This is a genomic window from Paraburkholderia sp. BR10923, from assembly GCF_040948765.1.
In the GTDB taxonomy this organism is placed as follows: Bacteria; Pseudomonadota; Gammaproteobacteria; order Burkholderiales; family Burkholderiaceae; genus Paraburkholderia; species Paraburkholderia youngii.
The window spans coordinates 79075-105208 of record NZ_JBFPKO010000025.1 but is presented as its reverse complement, the minus strand read 5'-3'; the positions used below and the strand labels follow the sequence as shown (position 1 = coordinate 105208).

The following is a 26134-nucleotide window of genomic DNA, read 5'->3' as shown; positions in this document are numbered from 1 at the left end:
TCATGCGCCGCGCCGGGTTCTTTGGGGTAGCGGCCGCGCTTGCCGCGCTGCTGCTGGCCGGCGTGCAACAAGCGCGCGGCGCGCCTCCCATCGATGCCGGCGAGTCGATCTACCAGCGCGGCATTGCCGGCTCCGGTGAAGCGGTTCAAGCGAGCCACGATGGCGGCGTGCGCATGCAAGGCGCCGCCGTCGCATGCATGAATTGCCACCGGCGCAGCGGGCTCGGCGCGCGCGAAGGCAACAGCACCATTCCACCGATCAGCGGGCAGTATCTGTTCCACCCGCGGGTTCAGAATCCCGAGGAGCTGGAGATACCCTACGTCGACGGCATGCGGGCCAATCGCGAGCCGTACACGGACGCGACGATCGCCCGTGCGATCCGCGAAGGCGTCGACTCCGAGGGCAAGCCACTCAGCAATCTGATGCCGCAGTTCGCGCTGAACGACGCGGACATGGCGGCGTTGATCGGCTATCTGAAGCGGCTCGACCGGCGCAGGGCGCCGGGCGTCACGGATACCGTGCTGCACTTCGCGACGATCATCACACCGGACGCGGATCCGGTGAAACGGCGCGGCATGCTCGACGTGCTGGAACACTATTTCGCCGACAAGAACGCTTCGCCGCTCGGCGCAACGCCGCCGCTGCGCACCTCGCGCAAGATGATGTTCATGGTCAACCGACGCTGGGAGTTGCATGTGTGGGAACTGCACGGCCCACCCGAGACCTGGCACGAGCAGTTGAAGGCGTATCTGACGCAGCAACCCGTACTTGCGGTGTTGTCGGGAATCGGCGGCAAGAACTGGGCGCCCGTTCACGACTTCTGCGAGCAGGAAGCGGTGCCGTGCCTCTTTCCCAACGTCGACGTGCCAGTCGAGACCGACCAGGACTTTTACTCGATGTATTTCTCGAAGGGCGTTCTGCTCGAGGCCGGGCTGATCGCGAAGCGTATTCTCGACGCGAATAGCGGCTCACCGGCTGGCATGGTGAAGACCGTACGCCAGGTTTATCGCGCGGGCGACAGTGGCGAGGCGGCGGCGCTTGCGCTCGCGAGCGCACTGAAGGACCACGGCGTGAGCGTATCGAGCCACAGGCTCGCGCCGGGCGATAGCGTTGCCGAAGCGCTTCGCGGTGCGCGTGGAACAGATGCGCTGGTGCTGTGGCTGCGGCCACCTGATATCGCGGCGGTCGCGGGCAAGCCGCCCGCTTCGACTCAGGTCTTCGTGTCGGGACTGATGGGTGGCCTGGACCGCATACCCTTGCCGCAAAGGTGGCGTGACGCCGCGCGTATCGCCTATCCGGTCGACCTGCCCGAGGGACGACGTGTGCGTGTCGATTACGCGTTCGGCTGGTTCGCGATCAGGCATATTCAGGTCGTCGACGAGCGCGTTCAGGCGGATACCTATCTCGCGTGCGGGCTGCTCGCCGAGACCCTCAGTCACATGGTCGATGCGTTCGTCAGAGACTACCTGGTAGAACGCGTCGATGACATGCTCGACCATCGGATCCTGACGGGCTACTATCCGCGCCTGACGCTCGCGCCGGGTCAGCGCTTTGCCTCGAAGGGCGGTTATCTCGTTCGCTTTGCGCAACCCGAGGACACGCGTGTCGTTGCCGATAGCGCGTGGATCGTGCCGTAGCAGCCGGGCAGGGCGGCATGACAGCGCCGCCGGCGCGCATCAGCCGCTGACCGTCAGCAGACGCCGGTAGCGGTCCAGCACGCGCGGCACGTACTGACGCGTCTCGGGGATCGAAGGGATGCGATAGCCGGCCCGAATCACGGCGTTCTCGCCCGCGTTGTACGCGGCCAGCGCAAGTTCCATGTCGTCCTGGAAGAGATCGAGCAGGAAGCGTAGATAGCGCGCGCCTGCCAGCACGTTGTCGCGCGGATTGAACATGTTGCCGCCCGAAAAGCGCCGCGCGGTGTCGGGCATCAACTGCATGAGACCTTGTGCACCTTTGTCCGATACGGCATTCGGGTTGTAGCGCGACTCAACGTCGATCACCGCGCGCAGCAGTTCGGGCGCCACGCGAAAGGTGCGGCTTGCTTCTTCGATCACGGCGCTGAATGTGCTGTTTGTACGTTTCGCACTTCGCTCGGGCGGCGGGTCTCCCGCGACGATCACGCGCAGTCCCGCCGTGCCCGGTGTGTTGGTCAGGACGATCGCACCTTGGCTGTCGACCGCGCCAAAGATGTCCGCATGCGCGAGCCCAGTTGATGTCATGCCGAGGGTCATCATGACCGCCCGAAGCGTACTCGCCGACAGCAAAGAAGAGCGCTTGCGCATGTTCGACATCCCTCCGCGTCGTCATTGTGAGTCGCGCAAAAGGACCTGAGCAATGGGGCACCCTCCTACTTTTGGAGGTGCGCCGAGTAGGGTATTTTCTGATTTGCAGAAATGTTACGTTTGTAACGAATCGTGAGATCCGCCTGGTTTGGCTACTGTTCGTCATTCGCTTCAAGGAAGGAAAATAGTTCCGATAGGGGCGGATGACGTAGTTTGTACTGCCTCGCATTCGCGAAACACAGGAAGGACGCACTTTATTCCCATTTTTACCAAAATCAGTTTTTCCGTCGAACGTATCAGTTTTGAAACGTTTTTCGCCGATTTAATTAATCAAACTAAAAGTCACGTCGTGCTTCCCGAATCTGGAAAAGGTCCTGGACCAGATGGCGCGAACCTTGCACAGCAAGGCCGAGCGGGCAATCGGATGTGGTCAAAAAAATATGTTAAGTCAAAGTAAGGATAGGTTAATTTATTAGAAAGAAATATCCAATCAATTAGAAAGAAATATTTGAAAGAAGAAAATCGTCCTGCCACAGGCGCTTACGGTTGATCAATCAACCGTCCATGCTCTAACGAGGAGTGGGGATCGTGAATACCAAATATCGCGTCCTGGTCAGCGAGGATCATGATCTGCTGCGAAAAGGATTGTGCTCGATGCTGTCAGCACAAGGCGAATTTCCTGTTGTCGGAGAGGCGACGGACGGCAAGCAAGCCTGCCAGTTCGCCATGGCGCTCAATCCTGATCTGATCCTGATGGATCTGTCGATGCGCGGCATGAACGGCATCGACGCGAGCGCGGCGATCAAGCGCCGTTCGCCTCACGTGCGTATCCTGGCGCTCACCGTGCATCAAAACGAAGAGTACGTGCGTGAAGCGCTGCGTGCGGGCGTCGACGGTTATGTGCTGAAAGATGTTTCGTTCGACGAACTGATTGTTGCGATGCGCGCGGTGATGCAGGGAAAAAAGCATCTGAGCGCCGATGTGTACGGCTACATGGTCGACTCTTTCATTACCGGCCGCGAAGCAGTGGCGCCGAAGAACGCGTGGGACATTCTCACGGCGCGCGAGCGCAGTGTGCTGAAGCTGATTGCTGAAGGGCGTACCAACCGGCAGGTCGGAGAATATCTAAACCTCAGCCCGAAGACGATCGAGAAGTATCGGGCGAGCGTGATGCACAAGCTCGCCATCGAGAATCTGACGGAACTCGTGCTGGTCGCGATCAGCATGGGGCTGTTGACCTCGCTCGCGACCAAATGCGCGGAACGCGATTCCGACAAGCCAGTCCAGCCGCCGGTTGCGCATCCGGAGCCGCCAGCGGCCCCCGGCGATGTCGAGGAACTGCCAGCGTCGAGGCTCAGTGGACCAGCAGCCGGATGAGGGCAGCGCGCGTGGGCGAGCCGGCGGTGTCCGTCAAAGCGTCCAACTCGCCGATACGAGTGTGCCGATGGCGTCGGAAGAGTGGATCGAGAGAAAGCCCCCCTGCGATTCGACACGGTGTTGCATGCCGGCGAGGCCGAGGCCCATCGAACCGATGTCTTCAGGTGACAGGGGGCGCGTATCGTAGCCGGTGCCGTTGTCCTGAACGGTGAGCAGCAGACCGGTGTCGATCCGTTGCAGGGTGAGCCGGATCTCGGTTGCCGCTGCGTGCTTGACGATGTTATTGAGCGCTTCCTGAGCGAGGCGGAAAATGTCCGCCTTCAGGTAGTCGGGCACATCGCGGTCGTCGACGTCGCAGCGGAAGTTCACCGCCAGGCCTTCGGCACTGCGCTCGACGCGCCGGCACAGCGTGCTCAACGCGACGGCGAGACCCAGCCGGTCGAGTGCTAGCGGACGAAGTTCGCCGCAAATCTGTCGCATCTCGCCGATCGCCTCGCGCACTTGCAGGACGGTGGCGTCGAGCTTTTGCGCGGCGTCTTCGGCTTGTCCGCGACGCAGGCGCATGCGCGAGTCCTCGACCATCAGCTTGATCAGCGTGAGCGCCTGGCCTAGACCGTCGTGCAGTTCGGCGGCGAGGCGTTGACGCTCGCGTTGCTGACCGATCATCAGATACTTCAGCCGATCGCGGGCCGCCGCTTTGGGGAGATGGACGCCAGGCGCAAGCGAGGCATCGGCTGCAAGGGGTTCCTCGAAGAGCATCAGTTGCGCGGCTTGCCCATCGGGCGGTTTCTGCTGCGCCTCGTCGGACGCGATCGGTTGGCGGTGCAGTAACAGCAAGGTGGGACGGCCATTGCGCAAGGTCAGCATCGTGGTGATCGGAGCAAACTCGTGAGCGGGATCGACCGATAGCTGGGCGGCGAGCGATGCGCGTTCGCCCTCGGGCGCCATGTCCAGCAGCGAGCGGCCGACGAGTTCGCCGTTCGCGTATCCGAGCAACGCTGCGGCGCTGCGGTTCACCGACAGGAACGCGCCATGCGCCGACAGGATCGCAAGCGCGGCGCCGCGCGCGTCAGTGACGTTGTCCAGTCGCGTTTCGTCGAGTCGCGCCGCGATCCCAAGCTTGCGCATCGCATCGACAAGGTCGCGCAACCTCAGTTGCCGTGCAGCGGGCGGAGGTGCCTGCATGGGATCTCCCCAGCGAGTTTGCTTAAGGAAACCTTAAGCATTGGTTATGAATTGTAGGTCCGCGCACGTCGCTCTGCCAACGGGACAACTACGCACGTCACGCGGGGGACACTCCGCTTTATGCGGGGTGGATGTTACCGCTGGTAGACGTACCCTACCGCGCTTTGGGGGACTTTATCCAATGACGTGCGCGGGCGATTTCATGAGACTGAATTGAACGGCCGGGTGCGTCGCTGTGCTTCTTGCATCGCGCCATTGCCGTCCCATTGTCTCAGGAGACCCCGATGAAGACGAACCGCACATGGATGATCGGCGCGCTCGTGCTGACCGGCGCAGGGCTGACAGGCGTCGGCGCCGTGGCCGCGACTGCCGAAGACGTCGCCGATGGCGCCGCGATCGAGGTGCAACATCATCAGGCGACGGACATGCAGCCGGCGCCTGCCGGGAAGATGGCCCATGAGATGGCCCACGACACCGCGATGCAAATGCATCATCACCATGACATGACCACGGGCACAGTGCGCTCGAGTGTGCAATACACACTGCCCGCGGTGACGCTGGTTCGCGACGACGGCAAAGCTGTTTCGCTCCTCGACGAGCTGAACGACGGCCGTCCGGTCATCCTGACGTTCATCTACACGAGTTGCACGACGATATGCCCAATGGTCAGTCAAACCTTCGAGGAATTGCAAGCGAGGCTCGGCGCCGACCGTGACAAGGTTCATCTCGTGTCGATCTCGATCGATCCCGAAGAGGACACGACAGCCCGCCTGAAGGCCTACGCCGCCCGCTTCGATGCCGGCCCCGAGTGGCAGCACTACACCGGCACCGTCGAGGCTAGTATCGCGGCTCAACGCGCGTTCAACGTCTATCGTGGCGACAAGATGAATCACACCGCCGTGGTCTTTTTCCGCGCGGCACCCGGCAAGCCGTGGCTGCGTCTGGACGGTCTCGCAACGCCGGCCGAACTGCTGAGTGCTTACCACGACGTCGTCGCCTCGAACTAGTCATGGGGGGCCGCCGGGAGCGAGCAAAGTGGCGACGACTTATCACGTACTGATCGCCGAGGATCAGCATCTGTTGCGCGGCGGTCTCCGTACGATGGTGTCCTCCCTGCCTGACTACACCGTCGCGGGCGAGGCGACCGACGGTATCAACGCGTGCAGTCTCGCCTGGGCCATCCGGCCCGATCTGATCCTGATGGATCTCTCGATGCCTGGCATGAGCGGCATCGAGGCCATTGCCGTGATCAAGTATCGGATACCGCAGGTGCGGATCATCGCGCTGACGATCCACAGCAGCGACGAGCACGTGCAGGAGGCGTTCGCGGCGGGCGCCGATGGCTACGTGATCAAGGACGCCTCGTTCGAAGAACTCGTCGGCGAAATGCGCCTCGTGATGGAGGGCAAACGCAACCCCGCGTTCGAACAGCATGCCGGGAACGGCGTATCGTGCGATCCGCTGCCAGGCGTTTCGCGCCATGCGCAGCTATGGCACACCTTGACCGCTCGCGAACGCGCGGTGCTGAGGCTTGTCGCGGAAGGCTGCACCAATCGGCAGGTCGGCGAGTATCTGCAACTCAGCCCGAAGACCATCGAAAAGCACCGCGCGAGCCTGATGCGCAAGCTCGACGTGACGAACGTCACCGGCCTCGTGCTGATCGCGCTCGACATGGGTGTGCTGCCGTTGTCGAAACCGGCACGCGCGCTCGATCGCTTCCTGTGAACGACGCGGGAACTGGAGGGTCTTTACCCATCCCTTTGGTCTGGTCTCCCTACTTCTTGCCGGTGTCCACCTGAACAAGAATGGGCAAAACGGCTCTGGTGTCATCGGGCCGGTGGGTCGACAGAAAGGGGGCACCGTGCGCAACGAATCTTTCCCGATCAGGGCCGCCATGCGCAGCAGCGTGACGCTCCCTCTACGCATTGGCGATGCACGCCGGCGCAACGGCGGTTTCACGCTGCTCGAACTGCTCGTGGTCATGGTCATCATCGGCTTGCTCGCGGGGCTGGTCGCGCCGCGCTATTTCGAACAGGTTGGCAAGTCGAACACCAAGATCGCGCGGGCCCAGATCGACTCGTTGAGCAAGGCGCTCGATCAATACAGGCTCGACATGGGCGTCTATCCGACGACCGAGGAAGGCCTTCAGGCGCTGATGACCAAACCTCAGGACGCAACGAACTGGAGTGGCCCGTATCTGCAGAAAGCGGTGCCGCCGGATCCGTGGGGTCGCCCCTACCATTACCGCTCGCCCGGCGAGCATGGCGACTACGACCTGTACTCGCTCGGTAAGGACGGCAAGGTGGGCGGCACCGGTGAGAACACGAACGTCACGTCCTGGTAGTGCGGCTCTCAGCGAGGAGAATCGACGTGAAGTACCTGCTGCGCGGCTTCGATACCAGCGGTTCAGTGCAGACGCTTCGCGTCGACTGCGATTCGTCCGCAGCCGCGATAGCGCTCGCGCGCGCAAGGGGATTGCGCGTGGTGTCGGTACGCGCGCAAGCGCGAGGTCAGCGCCGGTCTGGCTGGAGCGCGATGCCGGGCGCGAAATTCAACGTCGAGCTGTTCGCGCGCGAACTCGCGGCATTGCTCGATGCCGGCGTCGGCGTGATCGACGCATTGCGCACGCTACGCGGCAATGAGCGCCGCGAGGCGTCGGCGGAGGTCTATGGCGATCTGCTGCGGCAGCTCGAAGAAGGGCACTCGCTGTCCGCGGCGCTCGAGCATGCAAGCCGCGTGTTTCCCCCTATCCTCGTGGCGTGCGTGAAAGCGAGTGAACAGACCGGCGGTCTTGCCGACAGTCTGACGCGCTATTCACGCAACAGTGCGCTGCTTCACGAACTGCGCGGCCGCGTGGTGTCGGCCGCGATCTATCCATCCGTGCTACTGCTCGTAGGCGCGGCCGTCGTGCTGTTTCTGCTGGGTTTCGTCGTGCCGCGCTTTGCGACCCTGCTCGAGCATAGCGGACGCGAGCTGCCGCTGCTCTCACAATTACTGATGGCCTGGGGCGGCATCGTGCATGCCCACGGAATGGCCATCACTGTGGGCCTCGCCGTGGTGGCGGTGACGGTCGGCGTCGCGCTGCGCCGGGTCGCGGCGCGCAACTGGATCGCGGATCGCCTGCTCGCATTGCCGGGTATTGGTCTGCACTTCCGGGTGTTTCGGCAGTCGCAGTTTTTTCGCACTACAGCGATGCTGGTCGAAGGCGGCATTCCCGCCACGCGCGCCTTCACACTCGCCAGTGGACTGGTGAGCCGGGCCGATCAGACGGCCGTGGAAAGTGCCATGCAGCAGGTACGCAATGGCGCGAGGATCTCCGACGCGTTCCAGCAAGCGGGTCTCGCCAACGCGATTACCTATCGCTTGCTGACCGTCGCTGAGAAGACCGGTGGCTTGGGTCCTGTTCTCGACAGAATCGCCGCATTCCAGGAAGCGCAAGTGTCGCGCACGATCGATCTGATTTCGCGACTGATCGAGCCGGCGATGATGATTTTCATCGGCGTGGTGATCGGAGGGATTGTCGTGTTGATGTACATGCCGATCTTTGAGATTGCGTCGAGCATCCAGTAGGCCGTGTCGAGGGGAAACGCATGGATACGATCAGCGAGGCACCACAATCTCAGGGCGTTGAATTGCGTGACGCGCTGCGCGCGCTCAGCGACAGGCACGGCTCGGGCATTCGCGCACTGGAAGAGTTGATGGCGCAGGCGTCGCTAAGCGCCGACGAAATGGTGGTTCGGCTCGCCGGGCAGTTCCGCATGAAGTCGATCGGCATGCAGGAATTGAACCGGCTGGAAGCGGATTTCGAGGTACTGCCGTTCGTCGAAGCCACCACCCGGCTGTGCGTGTGCTTTCGCGAGCCGGATCAGAACGGCGCGCTGCTGTTCGTGATCGCCGATCCGCTCGACGCCCGCACGCGCGGCGTGATGGAGCACCGGATGCGTGCGCGGCCCACTTCGCGGTATAGCTGGGCGCTGGCGAGCGTCGGCGACCTCACCGCGTGGCTCGCCATGCGCGAAAAAGACGTGCGCGCCATGGATTCGCTCGCCCTCGACGATGAGGTGCAGCACACCGCCGATCCCGCTTCGCTCGCGCTGACGTTGCAGGGCATCAGCAGCGACGACAGCGCCGTGGTGCGTCTGCTCAACTCCACCATCTACGACGCGTTGAAGATGATGGCGAGCGACATCCATCTCGAATGCCGTGCAAACGGGCTGAAGATCAAGTGCCGGGTGGATGGCGTGCTGACCGTGGTCGGCCGTGTCGAGGGACGCGATGTCGCGGACCAGGTGCTGTCGCGCGTGAAGGTCATCTCCGAACTCGACATCGCGGAGCGCCGCGTGCCGCAGGACGGTCGCTTCAAGGCGGTGTACGCCGGCCGCGAAATCGACTTTCGCGTGTCGATCATGCCGAACCAGTTCGGCGAAGATGCGGTCCTGCGCATTCTCGACCGTTATCAGCTTTCGCAGGCGCCGGGCGGATTGACACTCGAAACACTGGGATTTCGTAGCGACGATACGCGGTTCATGCGCTCGGTGGCGTCCATGCCCTACGGAATGCTGCTGGTGACGGGGCCGACGGGCAGCGGCAAAACGACGACGTTGTACGCGATTCTCACCGAGATCAACGACGGCCTGGAGAAGATCGTCACGATCGAGGACCCAGTCGAATATCAACTGGGGGACATCCTGCAGATACCGGTGAATGAAGCGAAGGGACTGACGTTCGCCCGCGGACTGCGATCGATCCTGCGGCACGATCCGGACAAGATCATGGTCGGTGAAATCCGCGATCCTGAAACCGCGCAAATCGCCGTGCAGGCGGCGTTGACCGGACACCAGGTGTTCACGACGGTGCACGCGAACAACGTGTTCGACGTGATAGGCCGCTTCACGAACATGGACGTCGATCCGTACAGCTTCGTGTCGGCCCTGAATGGCGTGATTGCGCAGCGGCTGTTGCGCCAGTGCTGTGCCGACTGCGTGGTGGACGACACGGTCGATCGAGACACCTTGGCCCGTTCCGGCATCGATCCGGACAACGTGGGCAGCTACCGCTTTCGCCACGGCGCCGGTTGCGCGGCTTGCCGTGGCAGCGGCTATCGCGGGCGCCGCGCGGTCGCGGAAACGCTGCGCATGAACGACGAGTTGCGGCAATTGTTATCGGAGCGCGCGCCACTTGGGCACATCAAGGCAGCCGCACTGCGCTATGGGATGCAGACCATGCGCACGGCCGCGCTCTCGCTCGTGAAGCAGGGCGAAACCACACTCGAGGAGATCAACCGTGTCACCATGGTTGAATAGTCCGCTCGCCATCGGCGTCGGTACACGCGAACTGGTCATGGCGGCGACGGCGCCGCGCTGGAGGGTTGCGCGCCGTCATGCCGCAGCGCTTGCGGAACCCACGAGCGTTGCCATTCCCGATGAGCAGTGCTTCACCGAAAGAGGCGTGCTCGACGCGTTGAACATTGCATTAGCCGCCGACGCCGGGCAGACGGCGCGCACGGTATTGGTCAAACGCAAGGCGCACCTCATGCTGGACGATTTCTGGGCGAGCCACGCCATCTTGCGAGGCGATTTCCGCACACTGAGCGCAAGCGAAACCAACCAGATCGTGCTCGCTCACTTCTCTGATCTGTATGGCATCGAGGCCGAGTCCGTGCAGGTGCGCTTTTCGGTGCAGCGCGGGGGCCATGCGGTCTTCGCGAGTGCCATCGCTTGCACGCTGCACGACGGCATCCACGATGTGGGGATGGCGGCGGGCGTCGACGTCCGGTCTCTCAAGCTATGCCTGCCAGAATTGCTCAATCGCGTGCAGGACGCCGCCGCCGGTGCCGGCACGGCGCTGCTGTTGTTTGTCGCGGACACGCTGATGCAGGCTGTGCTGTTCGAGGAGAACCGTTGGGTCGCCTATGACTCGCAGCGTATTTTTCCCGGCGACGCCAGCGACGCCGAGCGGATCGCCGCACGCGCCGAACAGTCGTTCGAGCGTCTCGCCGGACGAACGAGCGGGAAACGCGAGGCATGCAGAATATGTCTGTGCGGCGCCGAATTGGATCCTGCGCCATTCGAGGGGCGCTTTTGCGCGACGCAGAGCGTCGCGCAACCGGCGATGGACAAGCCGGTCGCGTATCGTTTGATGGAGGCCGCGCGATGATGCCCCGCCTTCACATCGATTTTGGCCGTCGCCGCTTGCAGGGCGCTCCGGCGGGGATGGTGCTGCTGTGTGTCGCCAGCCTGTTGTTGCTGGTGAGTGGTCAACGGCTCTGGCACGCCTACGACGAAAGCGACCGCGTGCAGGCGCAACAGGACGCGCAGCGGCGCCGGCTGTTTGCGGAATCGCACTCCGCGAAGACGCCGCCGACGCCGGCCACGCGGCTCGCGGAGAACCAGAGCCTCGCGGTGTTGCGCGAGCTGACCGTGCCGTGGCAGGACCTGCTGTCGATCGTCGAGGACTATCCGGACCACGACGTCGCGCTGATAGGCATCGATCAGAGTCCTGCGCAAAGCCAGATCCGTATCACGGCGGAAGCGAAGAACTTCGACGCGATGATCGCGTACCTCCGGTATCTGCAGGACAGTGTGCTGCTGCGCGAAGCCGTACTCAACGATCACGTTATCGAAACCAATGTGCCTGGCACGCCGGTGCGCTTTCAGATCACCGCCGTCTGGAGAAAGTCATGAACGGCGCTCAGATGGAGGACAGGTTGCTCACGTGGCGTTTCGAGCTGCGGCGCACGCTCGGACTGCCGGGCTTGCTCGGCGCATTGCTGCTGGGGGCGGCGGCGGTGGTCGCCGTAGCGGCTATGCGAGTCGACGCAAACGTCGATTCGCACGAGCTGCGCGACTCTGAGCGTCTTGCGCAGCCCGCCAGGGCGCGTCATGCCGACGCCGAGCGTGCGGCGGTTGTCGACGCGGTTTCACTTCATGCGTTACCCGAACTGTTCCCGGGTTTCGCGCAGAGCGCCGACGACATTGCGACGATCCTCGCCCAGGCGCACGACAGCAACCTGACGCTCGGCTCGGCCGAGTATCTCGTGACCAACGATTCAAGCGCGCATTTTGTGCGCTATCAGATGCTGCTGCCGGTCAAGGATCAGTATGGTGCGATCCGGCGTTTTCTGGCGTCGGTGCTCAATAACGTACCGAACGCGGCGTTGCGCGAGATCCATGTCGAGCGCCCCGCGGTAGATGGCAACGTACTGGATGCGCGGGTGCGCTTCGAACTCGTCTATCGGGCAGCGCAGCCATGAAGCCCGATCTCGTCGCCCGCGTGTTGCTGATGGTCTGCGCGATCGCTGCGGTAGGGATGTCTTTGCGTGAGCTGAAAGCCGTGCTGCGCACGCCGACGGTCGTGACTGTGATGAAAGGCGCGCTTCGCGGCGGGGCTGCGCTGCGGATGGTTGCCTTGCATCGCGACGAGGCGGCGCGTGCGGCCGGTGCGGTGCCGGCTGCTGCACCGGCTGTGGCAAGTGCACCGAATGTCGCGAGTGTGGCGAGCACAGTGAACGCAGCGAATCCAGCAAGCATGGCGAATGCGACAAACGTCGCGAGCTCAGCAATTTCAGCAAGTTCGCCGACTCCTGTCAAAACGACCGGGTCAGCGAAATCAGCACCGACAGCGCGCGACAAACTCCGCGCGCTGCGTACGCCACTCTCGCTTGAATCGGCGAACAATCCGTTCGCCGCGTCGTCGTGGCTGCCGCCACCGCCGCCCGTGGTCGTGGCACCCGCGCCACCGGAGCCCGTTGCGCCGCCCACCGCGCCGCCCGTGCCGTTTACCTACCTCGGCGAACTCGACGCCAAAGCGGCAAAACCCCAGGTTTTCCTCAGCAACGGCGATCGCCTGCTGATCGTTTCGCCGGGTGAAGTCATCGACGAGCAGTATCGCATCGAGTCGATTTCGGAGAGTGGCGTCGTGCTGACTTATCTGCCTCTCAATGAGAGACAGATACTAACCACGCAAGCGAAGGACAATAAATGAAAACCGCACGCAACCGGGGTGAGAGCCGCCACGGTGACAGCGGCTCGTGCAAACATCTGTCGGCTGCCAGATCGCCTGGCGACCAGCGTCCCACCGTCAATTGGGCCGCGGGGCGGCTCGCGTTGCTGAGCATCGCAACCATGCTTGCTTTCAGCGGCTGCATTCATCCGCCGACCCGTGAGAGCGATCCGACCAACGCCGAGTTGCAGCTCAACTATCTGCGCGACCGCGATCATAAGGTCAATGCGCTGCTCGACGAAGCGGACCAGTTGCGTCAGAGCTATCAATTCGATGTGGCGATCCAGAAGCTCTACGCGGCCAGCCAGCTCGATCCGAACAGCGAACGCGGGCGCAATATCGGCGCAGCGATCGATCGGGATCGCCGCGATCTGGTCTCCCTGCAGGAGGCCGACCGGATGATGCGGCGCGGTTCATATACGTTGGCTTCCGAACGCATTCACCGCGTGCTGGCCCAGAATCCAACCAATGCGATGGCGCTGCAGATGGCGCAGGAGATCGACGAAAAACGGCAGCAGCAACGTGCGGCGAAAGATGAGGACATTGCCGCTTCGTCGATCATGCGCACACCGGTGACGCTGCAGTTCCGCGACGCGAATGTACGGATGGTGTTTGAAGCGTTGTCGAGGACCTCGGGCTTGAACGTGATCTTCGATCGGGACGTGCGTGCCGATCTGAAGACCACGATCTTCGTGACCAACGCGTCGCTGCAGGACACGGTCAACATGATCCTGATGCAGAACCAGCTCGACAAGAAACAGCTCAACGCGAACACGCTTTTCATCTACCCGGCTACCGCTGCGAAGCAGCTCGAATACCAGGAGCTGAAAGTGCGCACATTCCAGTTGTCGAACGTCGAAGCCAAGCAGGTCCAGTCGCTATTGAAAAGCCTGTTGAAGATCAAGGAGGTCGTCGTCGACGAGCGCGCCAATACCGTCACGATCCGGGGCACGCCGGACACGATTCGCGTCGCCGAGGATATGATCGCGGCGCAGGATCTGCCGGAGCCCGAGGTGATGCTGGAAGTGAAGGTTCTGGAGGTGTCCCACGACCGGCTGACCGACCTCGGTATCGAGTGGCCTAATACATTTACGATGTCGACGCCGTCTACCGTGGACACGTGGGGCGCGTTGCGTCATTTGCCGCTCAATGCATATAACGTCAGCGGTCTGTCGGCCACAGCGAACTTCAAGCTCAGCGACGTCGATGCCAACCTGCTGGCGAGCCCGCGCATTCGCGCGCGCAACAAGGAAAAGGCGCGGATCCTGATCGGCGACAAGGTACCGGTGATTTCGAGTTCGAGCACGCCGAGCACGAGCGGGCCGTCTTTCGCACAAACCATTCAGTACCTCGATGTCGGTATCAAGCTCGAGGTTGAGCCGCAGGTCTACCGTGACGGCGACGTGGGTATGAAGCTGAACCTCGAAGTCAGCAACATCACCAAGACGATTTCCAACAGTAACTCGTCAACGGGGCTCACTTCGCTCGCCTATCAGATCGGCACGCGCAGTGCGTCGACGAGTCTGCGGGTGCGCGATGGCGAGAGCCAGATTCTCGGCGGCCTGATTCAGGATGAGGACCGCGTGACCGCCGACAAAGTGCCGGGGCTTGGACAGTTGCCCGTGCTCGGGCGCCTGTTCTCGAATCACAACGGCGACCACTTGAAGACGGAAATCGTGCTGCAGATTACGCCGCATATCGTGCGTCCGCAGCAATCCGCCGACGCCGATACGCAAGAGCTGTGGTCGGGGACCGACGTGAATGTGCATGCGGAGCAGTTGCGGCTCGATCCGGTGGGCGCCGAGGCGACTCAACAGGTGCCGGTTCCCGCGGTGCGTGCGCCCGGCAGTGTCGGCGGCGGCACGACAGGGGCGTCACGCGATTCCCAAGCCGCTGCGCAGGGTTCCGGCACGGTGCCGCCGACCAGTTCGTTCGGCCAACTGCCGCCGGCGCCGCGCACCACGCCTCCGCCCGCGCCCTACGGTGGCCGTTTCTCGACACTGCCGAGCGTGCCAGCGGCGCCGCCGGGCCCTGTGGCGGTTCCGGGAGCGGAGCAGAGCGGGGCTGAGACCGCTGCGGCCCCAGACGCGAATGCGGCACAGCCAGGCACTCAGGCTCAGGCCCCCGCGGCCGCTCCTGCACCCGCTCAAGCGCCGCCTCCGCCGCCCGCGTTTCCGCCGGGGAACGTCGTGATGCCGCCAGGGGATATGCCGAGCGACAACCCGCTGCGTCCGATTCAGAACGGTGGTTACTGAGTCATGAAAGCGCAGGCTGACGCATTGGCTTCGCGTGGCCGGTCTGGCGCTCGCCAGCGCGGTTTCACGCTGATCGAGCTGGTGATTACGCTGGCGCTTGTCGGCATCCTGGCGCTCGCGATCATGCCGTTCTCGGAACTGATCGTGCAGCGTCAGAAGGAACAGCAACTGAGCGCGGCGCTGCGTGAGATTCGCACCGCACTGGACGCTTACAAGGAAGCGAGCGACACCGGCCTGATCGAGCGGGAGGCGGATGCATCCGGCTATCCGCCCTCGCTGACCGTGATGGTGACGGGCGTGAAGAATGCGAAAGATCCCAAAGGCGGCTTGTTGATGTTTCTTCGCCGCGTGCCCCGCGATCCGTTCTTTACGGGCGACGCGGATATTGCGGCCGAGGACACGTGGAACGTGCGCGCCTTTGGCGAGGCACCGAATCCAGGTGAGGGCGGTGACGCGGACAACGGCTCCGCCGGCAATTCGCGCGCCGGTAAGGACGTGTTCGACGTGACATCGAAATCCGATCGGGTCGGCATCAACGGCATTCCATACAAACAGTGGTGAGCCGCATCATGACAACCGTGCGCGCGCGTAAAGCCAGAGGCTTCACATTGATTGAACTGGTGGTCGTCATGGCGATCATCGGTCTGTTGCTGACGGTTGCATTGCCCCGTTACATGCACAGTATCGAGCGCGGCAAGGAGCAAGTGCGTCAACAGAACCTGGCGGTGATGCGTGACGCCATCGACAAATACTATGGCGACAACGGCCAATACCCGGACACGCTCGACGATCTGGTGACAAGGCACTATCTGCGCGCAATTCCGGTCGACCCTGTCAACGGTGACGATAAATGGGCGGCGGTGGCATCGCCTGACGAGAGCAAGACGGGTGTCTACGACGTCATTCCGGCGAGCAGTCCGCAGGGGATGCCGAAAGATCGGGCGGGAGCGGCGCAATGAGCGATGTGAGCCCGCGGGCAATCCGACGTCACCCTGTCGCTCGCGAAGATGGAATGGTTCTGCTGGCGCTCCTGATTGCGCTGATGCTGATGTCGATCGCATTGATGGGCGCGCTCGACGTGTGGTCGCTTGAGCGGCAGCGCGAACGGGAGCGGCAACTGCTGTTCGTAGGCAATCAGTACCGGCTCGCGATTCTTCGCTACTACCGCGCTGGAAGGGCGCTGCCGGCGTCGATCGACGAACTGCTCGACGACTCGCGTTTTCCGGTGCCGCTGCATCATTTGCGTCGCGCCTATCCGGATCCGGTGACGGGTAAGAACGATTGGGTTTTTATGCAACAGGGCGCGCGTATATACGGCGTGTATAGCAGTTCCACCGACTTGCCGATCAAACGCGCTGGTTTTCCGCTTCTCTATCAGGACTTCGAAAATCAGAAGACCTATGGCGGCTGGCAGTTTTTCTATTTGCCGCCGGTCGTGCGCAACTACACGAACACGCTGAGCGCGCCGCCGAAACCGCCGACCTCCTTCGATCCGCTGAACGGCTCGTTGCCCACTTTCAACGGGCGCAGCGTGGGCGGCTTGCGCTGAGCGGACAGCCGTCCGGTTGGAGCTTATGGCCGAATCCATTGCTTATGCCGGCGAAGCGATCATCACTGGCGGTGCAGGGACGGCAAGAGAATAATGTGCGCTACCGCACATATCTCGACGTTTCCTCTTCCGTCGCCTGCAGAAGAAACTAGCATCAAACGCACAGCCTTCCCCGCATCCTCTCTTTGCCGGCTCAGGTCTGAAAACATCAATTCAGAAAAGCGGACCGCGCGTCCCTTTAACCGGACAATTCAGAGGAGACCGAACAGAGGTCTCTTCATATAAATCAACGCTGATTGAATCGCCTCCACTGCGCTGCAACGCGACAGGGCAGCTGCCTTCGTCGTTCTATCTAACATGGAGAAACGATTATGGACCGTCGCGAATTTATCAAGAAGACATCGGCGATTGGCGCTGCACTGACTACGCCAAAGCTCGCGCTTGGCGCATCCGGGGCGGCCACGGGCGACGCCGCGCACAAGGGAACCCCCAACATTCTGTTCATTCTGCTTGACGAGATGCGCTACCCGCGTGTGTTCCCGGCGGGAATCAACAGTCCGGGCGACTTTCTCAGGCATTTCATGCCTCAAACGCATTCCCTGTGGAGAAGGGGCGTTAAGTTCTCCGGACACTACACGGCCGCCTCCGCATGTACGCCAGCACGTGGCACTTTGGTCACTGGTCTTTACTCGCAGCAAACCTGGGTGCTGACGACTATCTTCGATAATCCGTCAAGTAAAGGTTCGCTTCAACCAACGCTCAGCCGGGTGTTTCCGACCTATGGCAAGCTGCTGCGCAACCTCGGTTATTCGACGCCCTACATCGGCAAATGGCATCTGTCGGTCACCGTCCAGGGGCAGCGCGAGCTTCAGGAGTACGGATTTCAGGCGATGACTTTCCCTGATCCAACTGGCAGCAACCTGCAGGGCACCGTCGGCGATATTCCCAACCTGTACTACAGCGACGAGTACATCGCCAATCAGGCGGTAGCGTGGCTCAACCAGCGCAAGCCGAACGAAGCACCCTGGTGTTTGACCGTAGGCCTCGTGAACCCTCACGACAAAGAGTTCTTCCCGGCGGGAACGGAATTCCAGACTTACCATGATTATTTCGCGAACTCGAACTACAACCCCAACGGTTATCAGCAATGGCGGGACTACACGGTAGGGCCGCCGAACTACGATTGGAACACCAATCCACTCAAGAATCCACCGACGCTGGCGTACGCGGCGGTCCCGCCGAACTGGGAGTCGGCGGATCGCATCCAGCGCACCAAGCCGGCAGCGCAGGCGTTCAACAGAATGATCCAGGAGGCTATATGGGGTGGTGTTCAGGATGATCCGGATAGCGCTGACTTCGTCATCACTGAATATCCTGTGCCGATCCAAGGCGTGACGAAAGGGATCGGCAAATCGCCATTCAGTTACTGGAAGCGTAGCCTCGAGTCGTACACGCAGATACTGACAGACGTCGACGAACGAATTGGCGAGATCGTCCACTCGCTGCCTCACGATGTCGCGCGCAACACGATCATTATCCTGACGTCCGACCACGGCGAATACGCTGGCGCGCACGGTATGGTGTCCGGCAAGACCTCGACATGCTACGAAGAGGCGTACAACATCCCGTTGATCGTGGTTGATCCTACGGGGCGGTATGCGGGCGACGTCGACAAGATCCGCGACGGCCTGACTTCTTCAGTCGACATTCTTCCGATGCTGGTGACGATAGGCAACGGCGGTAACCGCAATTGGCTAACGGGCGACTACGCGCAGTTGTACGGCGGCAGGCATGATCTTCTTCCGATGCTGAAAAGCGATTCGGCAGCCGGCCGGCCCTATGTCACCTTCACGACCGACGAAACACTGCCTGAGTCGTACATACCAAACGCGTCCAGTACGCCGACGCATATCATTGGTGTACGCACTCAGGTGAACAAGCTTGGCACCTATTCGTTCTGGGCACCGGAGTCGACGACCATCTCGGGCCGAAGCCAACTCGAGTACTACGACTATGCGACGACGGCAGGACAACTGGAACTCGACAACCGTTACCGCGATCCGGCGGCCCGAGTGCTCTATCAACAGCTGCTGACGGATATTTTGCCTAACGAGTTGAGGGCGCCGCTGCCCGGGAGTTTGGTGGCTGCCCAGACGCTCGCCGAGGCGAGATATGTGAGCTACGTCAGGCTGATTAATTCCGGGGGCGTGAGCGAACCGCAATTGCCACTGTCGATCGGCGATATCTGACGTCGGGGCGAGGCTTGCGCCGGAGGATCGGCGGCTATTTGTGAAAAGGGGGCCTGCTGACGAATTCGAAGATCCTTTGAGCGCGCATTGACGGTCTTGAGCATCCAATTTGTTGACTGCGGCTCTATCAGCTTACACGCAGCACTTTGCTGTCTGAACAGCACGGTGCTTGCGGGAAAAACTGGGCCGTCGCCGATGTGCCTGGGTCTGGCGAACTGGTACGCAATGTGCGGGTGTTTATGGCATGGCGAGGCTTCATGGAGGCGCGCCTTCACTCCGGAGAACACATGGCTACTTTGCATCGATCTGATATAACCGAACCCGTCCTCGCCTTCGCTTCCTTGTCCCGCGGTGCGGACTACGAGCAACTATCCGCGCGTTTCCGGCCGATCTTTCAGAAGATCGCGGATGGCACGCTCGATCGCGAGCAACGACGCGCTTTGCCTTATGACCCAATCAAGTGGCTCAAGGAGGCAGGCTTCGGCGCCGTTCGCATACCGGTCGAACACGGTGGCGCAGGCGCATCTTTGCCCGACCTGATCCGTTTGCTGATCGAACTGGGCGAGGCGGATTCGAACCTGCCACAGGCGCTTCGCGGGCATTTTGCGTTCGTGGAGGATCGGCTGAATGCTCCAGCTGACGCAAACCGCGAGCGCTGGTTTGCTCGTTTCGTAGCGGGGGAGATCATCGGTAACGCCTGGACGGAAGTTGGGAATGTCTCGATCGGCGAGGTGCAAACCCGCGTCAAACGCGACGGCGAGCGCTGGCTCGTCACAGGAGAGAAGTATTACTCCACAGGGACCATTTTCGCGGATTGGATCGACGTATTCGCTCAGCTCGACGACGATGGGCGCAACGTCATCGCGGCGGTCCGCACCGACCAGCCCGGTGTCACTCGCAGCGACGATTGGGACGGCTTTGGTCAGCGCTCGACAGGCAGCGGCACCACCCGTTTCGACTCGGCACTCGTCGAGGCGGAGAACATCATCGATTTCTCCACCCGCTTCAAGTATCAGACTGCCTTCTATCAGCTCGTGCTGCTGGCGGTGCTGACCGGCGTGGGCCGAGCCGCGCTGCGCGACGTCTCGCACGAGGTCCGCTCACGCCGCCGCATTTTCAGTCACGGCAACGCGCCGTCGGTCGCCCGCGATGCACAGGTGCAGCAGGTCGTCGGCGAGATAGGCGCGCGCGTTTTCGCGGCCGAGGCGGCTACTTTTAAGGCGGCGGAGGCGGCTCAGCGCGCTTACGAAGCACGTTTCGGCGGGAATGCGGAGGCTGAGCACGAAGCTAACATCGCAGCGGAACTCGACTCCGCGCGCGCACAAGTCGTTGTCAGTGAGCTGATTCTCAAAGCTACGACCGATCTGTTCAACGCGCTCAGCGCATCGGGCACCAGCGAGGCCCGCCGTCTCGATCGCCACTGGCGTAATGCCCGAACCGCGGCATCGCACAACCCGCTAATCTACAAAGCGAGGATCGTTGGCGATTGGGAAATCAACCGCACGGAGCCACCCTATGTATGGCAGATCGGGGCGGGGCCGACTACGACGGAATCAGCCGCGAACGAGTCAGTTGCCTAGCGAAGACCGCGACAAACGCGAGGGGAAGCAAGCCGCGCGATGCGCGGCTATGCAGGCTGCCCGTTATTTGAGCGCGGCAATCTCCTTCGCCCGAATCAACCTTGCTCGCAGCACGTTGCGACTGATCCCCAGCAGCCTTGCAGCCTGAATCTGGTTGCGGTGGCTGTACTCATATGCAACCCTGATGACGGTATTCTCGATGTCTTCAAACAGATTTTCGCGTTCGGTCTCGAGAAGGTCTCGCAAAGCGGCTTCGAGGGCCTGCTGTGCGTCCTGTGTCAGTGCGTCGGGACGTGGCAGGCGATCGATTGCGGGTGGGGCGCACGCCGCAAGCTGTACGTCGCTTTCCTGCAAAGTATCGTGGCGGCCCACCAGCAGTGCGTGATGAATGACGTTTTCGAGTTCCCGGATATTGCCGGGCCAGCGATGCGCTAGCAGTCTGCGCTCCGCTTGTGGCGCGATCTCGCGCGGCCCGTAACCGAGACGACCGCGGTAATCGTCGATGAAATAGCGCGCCAGCGGCAGGATATCGCCGGGTCGCTCACAGAGCTTCGGGACGTCCAGCTGGACGACGTTAAGCCGATAGTAAAGGTCGCCCCGAAAATGGCCGGCGGCCACCGCCTGCGGCAGATGGACGTTGGTCGCCGCCACCACGCGCACGTCGATTGGCAGGCTCTGTCTCGAGCCAAGCCGCACGACCTCCCGCTCCTGCAGCACGCGCAACAGTTTGACCTGCATCGACAACGGCAGGTCGCCGATCTCGTCCAGAAACAGCGTGCCGCCATTCGCTGCTTCAAACCAGCCTGGCTTCGCGCTGAACGCCCCGGTGAACGCGCCTTTCTCGTGCCCGAACAGCTCGCTCTCGACCAGCGTCTCGGAGAACGCGCCGCAATTGACGGCGACAAACGGCTTGTCCTTACGTCGACTGAGACCATGCACGTGACGGGCAATCAGTTCCTTGCCGGTACCCGTTTCGCCGGAGATCAGAATGTTTGCGTCACTCGGCGCGACCCTTTGCACCCGTTCAAGCAGAGCCAGCGAGCGCGGATCGACAAACACTTGTGCGCGCCCCCGAATCGACTTGCTCAGCCCGCGCGGATTCGGCAGGCTGTACACAGGGGGTAGTGCGCCAGCGGGAGAGACCGGCTCAACGAGGCCGTTGTCCCATACATCGGTAAGAGAGGCGTTCATGAGTAGAAGCTCGGCGTCGGATAGGTTCGTTTGAGGGCCCACTCGCCAATTTCCCGCATCTTGTAGGCAAGAGGATCATGCAACGTATGAGTGCGCAGATTGCGCCAGTAGCGGTCTAGCCTAAGCGAGCCGTGCGTCGCTCGTGCGCCGGCGACATCGAACATCCGCGTACAGATGACGAGTCCTGTCTGCGCGGCAGCGACTTTCGCGGTCGCTATTGCCAGCGCGACTTCGCCGCGTTCAGCCTCGCTCAGCGCGCTGCCCCGGGCCCATGCGCTGTCGAGCCGGTCAGCGGCCCGTGCGGCCAGCGTCCGCACGGCTTCGAGTCCGACCCAGAACTCGCCGTACTGGCCGAGTATGTAGGGATCGTCGCCGACGCTTGCGAGCTTCGACGCCGGCCACGGACGCGCTTCATTCAACGTGTAATGACGTGCGTCTTCGAAGGCGGCTTCGCTAATGCCGAGATAAACGTGCGCAAGGCTCAACTGCGCGATAAGCGGCCGCAAGCATGCGAACGGCGTTGACAGTGGGCCGGGTTCGATGAGCACTTCATGATGATCGACCCGGACTCTTTCGAAGGTCACGGTTCCGCTGTCAGTCTGACGCTGCCCGATGTTGTCCCAGTCGTCCGCGACCGCGATGCCGCTGCGTTGCGTTGGCACGGCGGCTACCAGAAACGCGTTCGTCAGCGCGTCGCGCGCGGACGCGATCAGCATTTCCGAGTCGAGCGCCCCCGAACAGAAACTCTTCTGGCCGGAGAATTCGAGCCAGTCCTCGCGGCTGCGGCTGATTGTCCGGTCGTCGAGCGGATTGAGTGCATTGCCCCAGAACCAGTCGTGGCGGGCCGTTTTTTCGAACCATGATCCCCACTGCTGCTCGGTTCCGAACAGCCGTACCGTCGCGAGCATCAGATGATGAAACGCGAATACGTGCGCGAGCGAGCCGTCGGCCGCAGCAATGATGCGGACAACGTCGAGGGTCGTCTGCCAGGTAGCGCCTCGTCCGCCATATTCAGATGGAATGCTGAGAGCCAGCAGGCCACTGGCGCGCAGCGCGTCGCGCTCCGGTTTTGGCGTCCCGCCGCGCTGATCCCGTTCGACCGCGGTCAACGAAAAGCGGGCGGCGAGATCCGCGGCGATCTGCTGCGGCGTCGAGTGCGATCGAGCGTTCTCATTCAGGTGCTGCACCGATGGGTGCGGCTGTTCGTGCGTTGCTGGACTGGAGACGAGTTGGGCCATCTGTATGGACTGGACCACCCGCTTTACGACAGAGCCCGTTTGAGGCCCGATCGTGCAACGACGCTGGTCCAGATTGCTGATCGAGCAGCAAGTGTTCCACCTCCGCTGCGGCGCTGGAAACATTGATTTCTCATATTCAAAGTCCAAATGCTGCTTGCGCAGCGGCGCGGTGTTAAGGAGCTCCCATATCCGTCACGGCGTTGCTGACCCAGGAGCAGTTCGCTCACATTCTGCTAGTCCAGCAGTTGACGGTGGGGGAACCCGGACTCCATGCTTGCGCGCGGCAGTTGGCTTGGACGCCGCATGGCGTGCGCGCGTGCACACGTTGCATGATCCGATCGACTACAAGGTCCGGGACCTGGGCAATTGGGCGCTCAACGAAAGCATTCTCAAACCGTCTTTCTATTCATATCTGAATTGCTGCTGTTCGCCTGGCAGCACACCGAAAGCAGATTGCTCCACAGCGTTCATACGCTCGATGAATATGCTTTGCGTTACTAAGCGAATGACCTGTCGTATTGGATTTTCAAAGGCCGTCCAAGCCTGATCGCCGGGGTTTGCAGCGGTAGTCCAGAAACACATCGCAATTGGCATATTGCTTGCGTTATATCAACCCACACCGTCGCCGGATCGAATTCCTGGGAGTACGGTGCGTTTCGAGGATGAGAGGAATTGTTATGACCACACCATTACGTATCGTCGCGGTTTCGGGAAGCTTGCAACAACCTTCGAGAACGCGTGCGCTTACCGTTAGTTTGCTCACGGGGCTCGAGCGTGCGCTCGTAGCCGATAAGCACAACGTGCATTCTCACCTCGTGGATCTCGGTGAAATCTCCGAACCGCTAGCGCGTACGTTTTCGCGCGTGAGTGCCGCCCGCGACCTGGAAGCCCATTTGCGCGCGATCGAGACAGCCGACGCGCTGATCGTTGCAAGCCCGGTGTACCGCGCATCCTATACAGGCCTCTTCAAGCATCTTTTCGATCTGGTTCATCACGAAACCTTGTTCGACGTGCCAGTACTGCTTGCCGCCACCGGCGGCAGCGAGCGGCATGCGCTGGTGATCGACCACCAGTTGCGACCACTGCTGAGCTTTTTCCAGGCCCATACGCTTCCTGTCGGCGTGTATGGATCCGAGGCGGATTTCAATGACCACCGCGTCAGCAGTCCGCTGCTGAGCGCGCGCATCGCGCTCGCGATCGAGCGTGCCGCGCCACTCATCGCGCAACGGCCGCGCCGTGCCGACGTCCAGATCGCAGCATGACATCTGCCCTGTAACACCATTCCTATTTCGAAGAGATCTGCCTCCATGACACATAACCTCTCCACCTCGCAAGACGCCGTCAAATTTGCGTACTGGGTACCGAATGTAAGCGGCGGCCTGGTAGTCAGCACGATCGAACAACGCACCGATTGGAGCCTTGAATACAACCAGCGTCTCGCCCAGGCCGCCGAACGGGCAGGCTTCGAGTACGCGCTGAGCCAGATCCGCTTTACGGCCGGCTATGGCGCCGAGCATCAGCACGAGTCGGTCTCGTTCAGCCAGGCGTTGCTGCACGCCACGACCCGTCTCAAGGTACTTGCAGCGATTTTGCCCGGACCGTGGCATCCCGCGGTGGTCGCCAAGCAGCTCGCGACGATCGATCACATCTCGAATGGCCGGATCGCGATCAACGTCGTTAGCGGCTGGTTCAAGGGCGAATTCACCGCGATCGGCGAACCCTGGCTCGAGCACGATGAACGGTATCGCCGTTCCAAGGAATTCATTCAGGCGCTCAAGGGGATCTGGACGCAGGACAACTTCACGTTCAAGGGCGACTTCTACCGCTTCAACGACTACACGCTGAGTCCGAAGCCGGTGCAAAAGCCGCACCCCGAAATCTTTCAGGGTGGCAGCTCGCGCGCTGCCCGCGACAACGCAGCGAGTGTGTCCGACTGGTATTTCACGAACGGCAATACGCCCGAAAACCTCAAGGCGCAGATCGATGATATTCGCGCCAAGGCCGCAGCGAACGGCCATCAAGTGCGGATTGGCGTGAACGCGTTCGTGATCGCCCGTGACACGGAAGCCGAAGCGCGTGCCGTGCTCGACGACATCATTGCCAACGCGCATGTGGAAGCGGTCCATGCGTTCGGCGACGCGGTCAAGCAGGCCGGTAGCGCATCGCCTGAAGGCGAGGGCAACTGGGCGAAATCCACATTTGAAGATCTGGTCCAGTACAACGACGGCTTCCGCACCAATCTGATCGGTACGCCGCAGCAGATCGCCGAGCGCATCGTCGAACTTAAGGCGATCGGCGTCGATCTGGTACTGACCGGCTTCTTGCATTTCATCGAAGAAGTCGAATACTTCGGCGCCAAAGTGCTTCCGCTGGTTCGCGAACTGGAGAGCCGTCGTCAGCCGGCCCTGGCATGACGCAGGCGACTACCTCGGCAGCGCCGTTGCTTGCCCTTGAACACATCTCGCTATCGTTCAAGGGCGTCAAGGCGATAACCGACATAGGCTTCTCGGTGGCGCGCGGAGAAATCTGCGCGCTCATCGGTCCGAATGGCGCAGGCAAGAGTTCGCTTCTCAACGTGATCAATGGCGTGTATCGGGCACAACAGGGAGTCGTTCGGTTCGACGGCCTCGCGTATCGACGCATCGATCCCTACCGTGCCGCTCACCTCGGTATCGCGCGAACGTTCCAGAATCTCGCGCTGTTCCGCCGCATGAGCGTGCTCGACAACGTGCTGACGGGCCGCAGTTTGCATCGGCGCAGCAGCTGGATCGAGCAGGTTTTGCGCGTTGGGCGCGCGCGCCGGGACGACGCAGAGCAACGCAGGTATGCGAGTGAGGTGATCGATGCACTGAAGCTGGAGCGCTACCGCGACGCCGCCGTGGGCACGCTGCCTTACGGGCTGCAAAAGCGCGTCGAACTGGCGCGTGCAGTCGCCGCCAAGCCGCGCCTTCTGCTGCTCGACGAGCCAATGGCGGGCATGAATGCGGCCGAGAAACAGGAGATGGCTCGCACGATACGCGATGTGAACTCGCAGTTCGGTGTCACGGTGGTACTGATCGAGCACGACATCGGCGTCGTGATGGGACTGTCCGATCATGTCGTGGTGCTCGACTACGGGAAAAAGATCGCGGACGGCACGCCCGACCAGGTCCGCACGAATGATGACGTGCTAGCGGCCTATCTCGGTACGCGTCACGACGCGAGCACGTCAGTCCACGCCTGAG

At 61.9% G+C, this 26134-nt stretch carries 24 protein-coding genes and 1 pseudogene; 21 read left to right on the top strand and 4 right to left on the bottom strand.

Translation table 11 applies throughout. The features are described from left to right. The first annotated feature begins 2 nt into the window (after positions 1-2). Complete coding sequence (locus tag AB3X94_RS33380; RefSeq protein WP_368613740.1) at positions 3-1637, top strand: cytochrome c; 1635 nt, start codon at positions 3-5, stop codon at positions 1635-1637. A 39-nt stretch (positions 1638-1676) separates the two neighbouring features. On the opposite strand, the gene AB3X94_RS33375 is transcribed toward AB3X94_RS33380, so the two are convergent. Then, complete coding sequence (locus AB3X94_RS33375; protein ID WP_312883582.1) at positions 1677-2222, bottom strand: lytic transglycosylase domain-containing protein; 546 nt, start codon at positions 2220-2222, stop codon at positions 1677-1679. Between the two features lie 651 nt (positions 2223-2873). Here AB3X94_RS33375 and AB3X94_RS33370 point away from each other — a divergent pair. Continuing rightward, positions 2874-3662, top strand: coding sequence for a response regulator transcription factor (locus tag AB3X94_RS33370; protein ID WP_176108491.1), 789 nt, complete (start codon positions 2874-2876; stop codon positions 3660-3662). A gap of 33 nt (positions 3663-3695) precedes the next feature. Here AB3X94_RS33370 and AB3X94_RS33365 read toward each other — a convergent pair whose 3' ends face one another. After that, on the bottom strand, positions 3696-4847 hold the full coding sequence (locus AB3X94_RS33365) for a histidine kinase (protein WP_368613739.1): 1152 nt from the start codon (positions 4845-4847) through the stop codon (positions 3696-3698). 284 nt (positions 4848-5131) lie between these two features. Between AB3X94_RS33365 and AB3X94_RS33360 the strand changes: the two genes are divergently transcribed. The 15 genes from AB3X94_RS33360 to AB3X94_RS33290 all read left to right on the top strand — a co-directional run bounded on the left by AB3X94_RS33360 (position 5132) and on the right by AB3X94_RS33290 (position 20481). Continuing rightward, positions 5132-5854 carry an SCO family protein gene (locus tag AB3X94_RS33360; RefSeq protein WP_176108493.1) on the top strand — a complete coding sequence of 241 codons (723 nt, stop codon included), beginning with the start codon at positions 5132-5134 and terminating at the stop codon, positions 5852-5854. A gap of 28 nt (positions 5855-5882) precedes the next feature. Beyond that, positions 5883-6572: a response regulator gene (locus AB3X94_RS33355; protein WP_368613738.1), complete on the top strand. Its 690-nt coding sequence runs from the start codon at positions 5883-5885 to the stop codon at positions 6570-6572. 169 nt (positions 6573-6741) lie between these two features. After that, positions 6742-7191 (top strand): type II secretion system major pseudopilin GspG, encoded by a 450-nt coding sequence (gspG, locus tag AB3X94_RS33350; protein WP_176110581.1) that lies wholly within the window; start codon positions 6742-6744, stop codon positions 7189-7191. 26 nt (positions 7192-7217) lie between these two features. After that, positions 7218-8417 (top strand): type II secretion system F family protein, encoded by a 1200-nt coding sequence (locus AB3X94_RS33345; protein WP_368613737.1) that lies wholly within the window; start codon positions 7218-7220, stop codon positions 8415-8417. Positions 8418-8437: 20 nt separating this feature from the next. Beyond that, entirely contained in the window at positions 8438-10150 is a 1713-nt protein-coding gene (locus tag AB3X94_RS33340; RefSeq protein ID WP_368613736.1) for a GspE/PulE family protein, read from the top strand. 37 nt (positions 10151-10187) lie between these two features. Continuing rightward, positions 10188-11003 carry a hypothetical protein gene (locus tag AB3X94_RS33335; RefSeq protein WP_217709928.1) on the top strand — a complete coding sequence of 272 codons (816 nt, stop codon included), beginning with the start codon at positions 10188-10190 and terminating at the stop codon, positions 11001-11003. Then, positions 11000-11530, top strand: coding sequence for a PilN domain-containing protein (locus tag AB3X94_RS33330; RefSeq protein WP_176108498.1), 531 nt, complete (start codon positions 11000-11002; stop codon positions 11528-11530). The genes AB3X94_RS33335 and AB3X94_RS33330 overlap by 4 nt, the downstream gene beginning before the upstream one ends. Then, positions 11527-12099 carry a hypothetical protein gene (locus AB3X94_RS33325; RefSeq protein ID WP_176108499.1) on the top strand — a complete coding sequence of 191 codons (573 nt, stop codon included), beginning with the start codon at positions 11527-11529 and terminating at the stop codon, positions 12097-12099. The genes AB3X94_RS33330 and AB3X94_RS33325 overlap by 4 nt, the downstream gene beginning before the upstream one ends. After that, positions 12096-12830: a hypothetical protein gene (locus tag AB3X94_RS33320; protein WP_368613735.1), complete on the top strand. Its 735-nt coding sequence runs from the start codon at positions 12096-12098 to the stop codon at positions 12828-12830. The genes AB3X94_RS33325 and AB3X94_RS33320 overlap by 4 nt, the downstream gene beginning before the upstream one ends. Beyond that, positions 12827-15103 (top strand): secretin N-terminal domain-containing protein, encoded by a 2277-nt coding sequence (locus AB3X94_RS33315; protein ID WP_368613734.1) that lies wholly within the window; start codon positions 12827-12829, stop codon positions 15101-15103. Before AB3X94_RS33320 ends, AB3X94_RS33315 begins: the two co-directional genes overlap by 4 nt. A 3-nt stretch (positions 15104-15106) precedes the next feature. Next, entirely contained in the window at positions 15107-15664 is a 558-nt protein-coding gene (locus AB3X94_RS33310; protein WP_176108502.1) for a type II secretion system protein, read from the top strand. Between the two features lie 8 nt (positions 15665-15672). After that, positions 15673-16062: a type IV pilin protein gene (locus AB3X94_RS33305; protein ID WP_368613733.1), complete on the top strand. Its 390-nt coding sequence runs from the start codon at positions 15673-15675 to the stop codon at positions 16060-16062. 53 nt (positions 16063-16115) lie between these two features. Further along, positions 16116-16652 (top strand): type II secretion system protein, encoded by a 537-nt coding sequence (locus AB3X94_RS33300; RefSeq protein WP_246392041.1) that lies wholly within the window; start codon positions 16116-16118, stop codon positions 16650-16652. 371 nt (positions 16653-17023) lie between these two features. Further along, positions 17024-18901, top strand: coding sequence for a sulfatase-like hydrolase/transferase (locus tag AB3X94_RS33295; RefSeq protein ID WP_368613732.1), 1878 nt, complete (start codon positions 17024-17026; stop codon positions 18899-18901). 287 nt (positions 18902-19188) lie between these two features. After that, complete coding sequence (locus AB3X94_RS33290; RefSeq protein ID WP_368613731.1) at positions 19189-20481, top strand: acyl-CoA dehydrogenase family protein; 1293 nt, start codon at positions 19189-19191, stop codon at positions 20479-20481. A 63-nt stretch (positions 20482-20544) separates the two neighbouring features. Here AB3X94_RS33290 and AB3X94_RS33285 read toward each other — a convergent pair whose 3' ends face one another. After that, a complete protein-coding gene (locus AB3X94_RS33285; RefSeq protein WP_368613730.1) occupies positions 20545-21672 on the bottom strand; it encodes a sigma-54 interaction domain-containing protein in 1128 nt (375 codons plus the stop codon). After that, on the bottom strand, positions 21669-22910 hold the full coding sequence (locus AB3X94_RS33280) for an acyl-CoA dehydrogenase family protein (protein ID WP_368613729.1): 1242 nt from the start codon (positions 22908-22910) through the stop codon (positions 21669-21671). The genes AB3X94_RS33285 and AB3X94_RS33280 overlap by 4 nt, the downstream gene beginning before the upstream one ends. A 280-nt stretch (positions 22911-23190) precedes the next feature. On the opposite strand from AB3X94_RS33280, the pseudogene AB3X94_RS33275 reads away from it, so the two are divergent. The 4 genes and pseudogenes from AB3X94_RS33275 to AB3X94_RS33260 all read left to right on the top strand — a co-directional run. Continuing rightward, a pseudogene (locus AB3X94_RS33275) lies at positions 23191-23319 on the top strand (monooxygenase); the annotation flags it as partial. A gap of 268 nt (positions 23320-23587) precedes the next feature. Then, positions 23588-24172 carry an FMN reductase gene (gene msuE, locus AB3X94_RS33270; RefSeq protein ID WP_368613747.1) on the top strand — a complete coding sequence of 195 codons (585 nt, stop codon included), beginning with the start codon at positions 23588-23590 and terminating at the stop codon, positions 24170-24172. A 45-nt stretch (positions 24173-24217) separates the two neighbouring features. Next, the gene (gene sfnG, locus AB3X94_RS33265) at positions 24218-25324 is read left to right on the top strand and encodes a dimethylsulfone monooxygenase SfnG (RefSeq protein WP_368613728.1); all 1107 of its coding nucleotides are present in this window, start codon (positions 24218-24220) and stop codon (positions 25322-25324) included. Then, positions 25321-26133: an ABC transporter ATP-binding protein gene (locus tag AB3X94_RS33260; protein ID WP_176108510.1), complete on the top strand. Its 813-nt coding sequence runs from the start codon at positions 25321-25323 to the stop codon at positions 26131-26133. Before sfnG ends, AB3X94_RS33260 begins: the two co-directional genes overlap by 4 nt. Position 26134: the final 1 nt, after the last annotated feature.

Excerpts from the sequence above, each read along its gene's own strand:
- AB3X94_RS33380 (WP_368613740.1), top strand. The coding sequence starts at position 3 with ATGCGCCGCGCCGGGTTCTTTGGGGTAGCGGCCGCGCTTGCCGCGCTG.
- AB3X94_RS33375 (WP_312883582.1), bottom strand. The coding sequence starts at position 2,222 with ATGACATCAACTGGGCTCGCGCATGCGGACATCTTTGGCGCGGTCGAC.
- AB3X94_RS33365 (WP_368613739.1), bottom strand. The coding sequence starts at position 4,847 with ATGCAGGCACCTCCGCCCGCTGCACGGCAACTGAGGTTGCGCGACCTT.
- AB3X94_RS33360 (WP_176108493.1), top strand. The coding sequence starts at position 5,132 with ATGAAGACGAACCGCACATGGATGATCGGCGCGCTCGTGCTGACCGGC.
- gspG (WP_176110581.1), top strand. The coding sequence starts at position 6,742 with ATGCGCAGCAGCGTGACGCTCCCTCTACGCATTGGCGATGCACGCCGG.
- AB3X94_RS33340 (WP_368613736.1), top strand. The coding sequence starts at position 8,438 with ATGGATACGATCAGCGAGGCACCACAATCTCAGGGCGTTGAATTGCGT.
- AB3X94_RS33335 (WP_217709928.1), top strand. The coding sequence starts at position 10,188 with ATGGCGGCGACGGCGCCGCGCTGGAGGGTTGCGCGCCGTCATGCCGCA.
- AB3X94_RS33330 (WP_176108498.1), top strand. The coding sequence starts at position 11,000 with ATGATGCCCCGCCTTCACATCGATTTTGGCCGTCGCCGCTTGCAGGGC.
- AB3X94_RS33325 (WP_176108499.1), top strand. The coding sequence starts at position 11,527 with ATGAACGGCGCTCAGATGGAGGACAGGTTGCTCACGTGGCGTTTCGAG.
- AB3X94_RS33320 (WP_368613735.1), top strand. The coding sequence starts at position 12,096 with ATGAAGCCCGATCTCGTCGCCCGCGTGTTGCTGATGGTCTGCGCGATC.
- AB3X94_RS33315 (WP_368613734.1), top strand. The coding sequence starts at position 12,827 with ATGAAAACCGCACGCAACCGGGGTGAGAGCCGCCACGGTGACAGCGGC.
- AB3X94_RS33310 (WP_176108502.1), top strand. The coding sequence starts at position 15,107 with ATGAAAGCGCAGGCTGACGCATTGGCTTCGCGTGGCCGGTCTGGCGCT.
- AB3X94_RS33305 (WP_368613733.1), top strand. The coding sequence starts at position 15,673 with ATGACAACCGTGCGCGCGCGTAAAGCCAGAGGCTTCACATTGATTGAA.
- AB3X94_RS33300 (WP_246392041.1), top strand. The coding sequence starts at position 16,116 with ATGGTTCTGCTGGCGCTCCTGATTGCGCTGATGCTGATGTCGATCGCA.
- AB3X94_RS33295 (WP_368613732.1), top strand. The coding sequence starts at position 17,024 with ATGGACCGTCGCGAATTTATCAAGAAGACATCGGCGATTGGCGCTGCA.
- AB3X94_RS33290 (WP_368613731.1), top strand. The coding sequence starts at position 19,189 with ATGGCTACTTTGCATCGATCTGATATAACCGAACCCGTCCTCGCCTTC.
- AB3X94_RS33285 (WP_368613730.1), bottom strand. The coding sequence starts at position 21,672 with ATGAACGCCTCTCTTACCGATGTATGGGACAACGGCCTCGTTGAGCCG.
- AB3X94_RS33280 (WP_368613729.1), bottom strand. The coding sequence starts at position 22,910 with ATGGCCCAACTCGTCTCCAGTCCAGCAACGCACGAACAGCCGCACCCA.
- msuE (WP_368613747.1), top strand. The coding sequence starts at position 23,588 with ATGACCACACCATTACGTATCGTCGCGGTTTCGGGAAGCTTGCAACAA.
- sfnG (WP_368613728.1), top strand. The coding sequence starts at position 24,218 with ATGACACATAACCTCTCCACCTCGCAAGACGCCGTCAAATTTGCGTAC.
- AB3X94_RS33260 (WP_176108510.1), top strand. The coding sequence starts at position 25,321 with ATGACGCAGGCGACTACCTCGGCAGCGCCGTTGCTTGCCCTTGAACAC.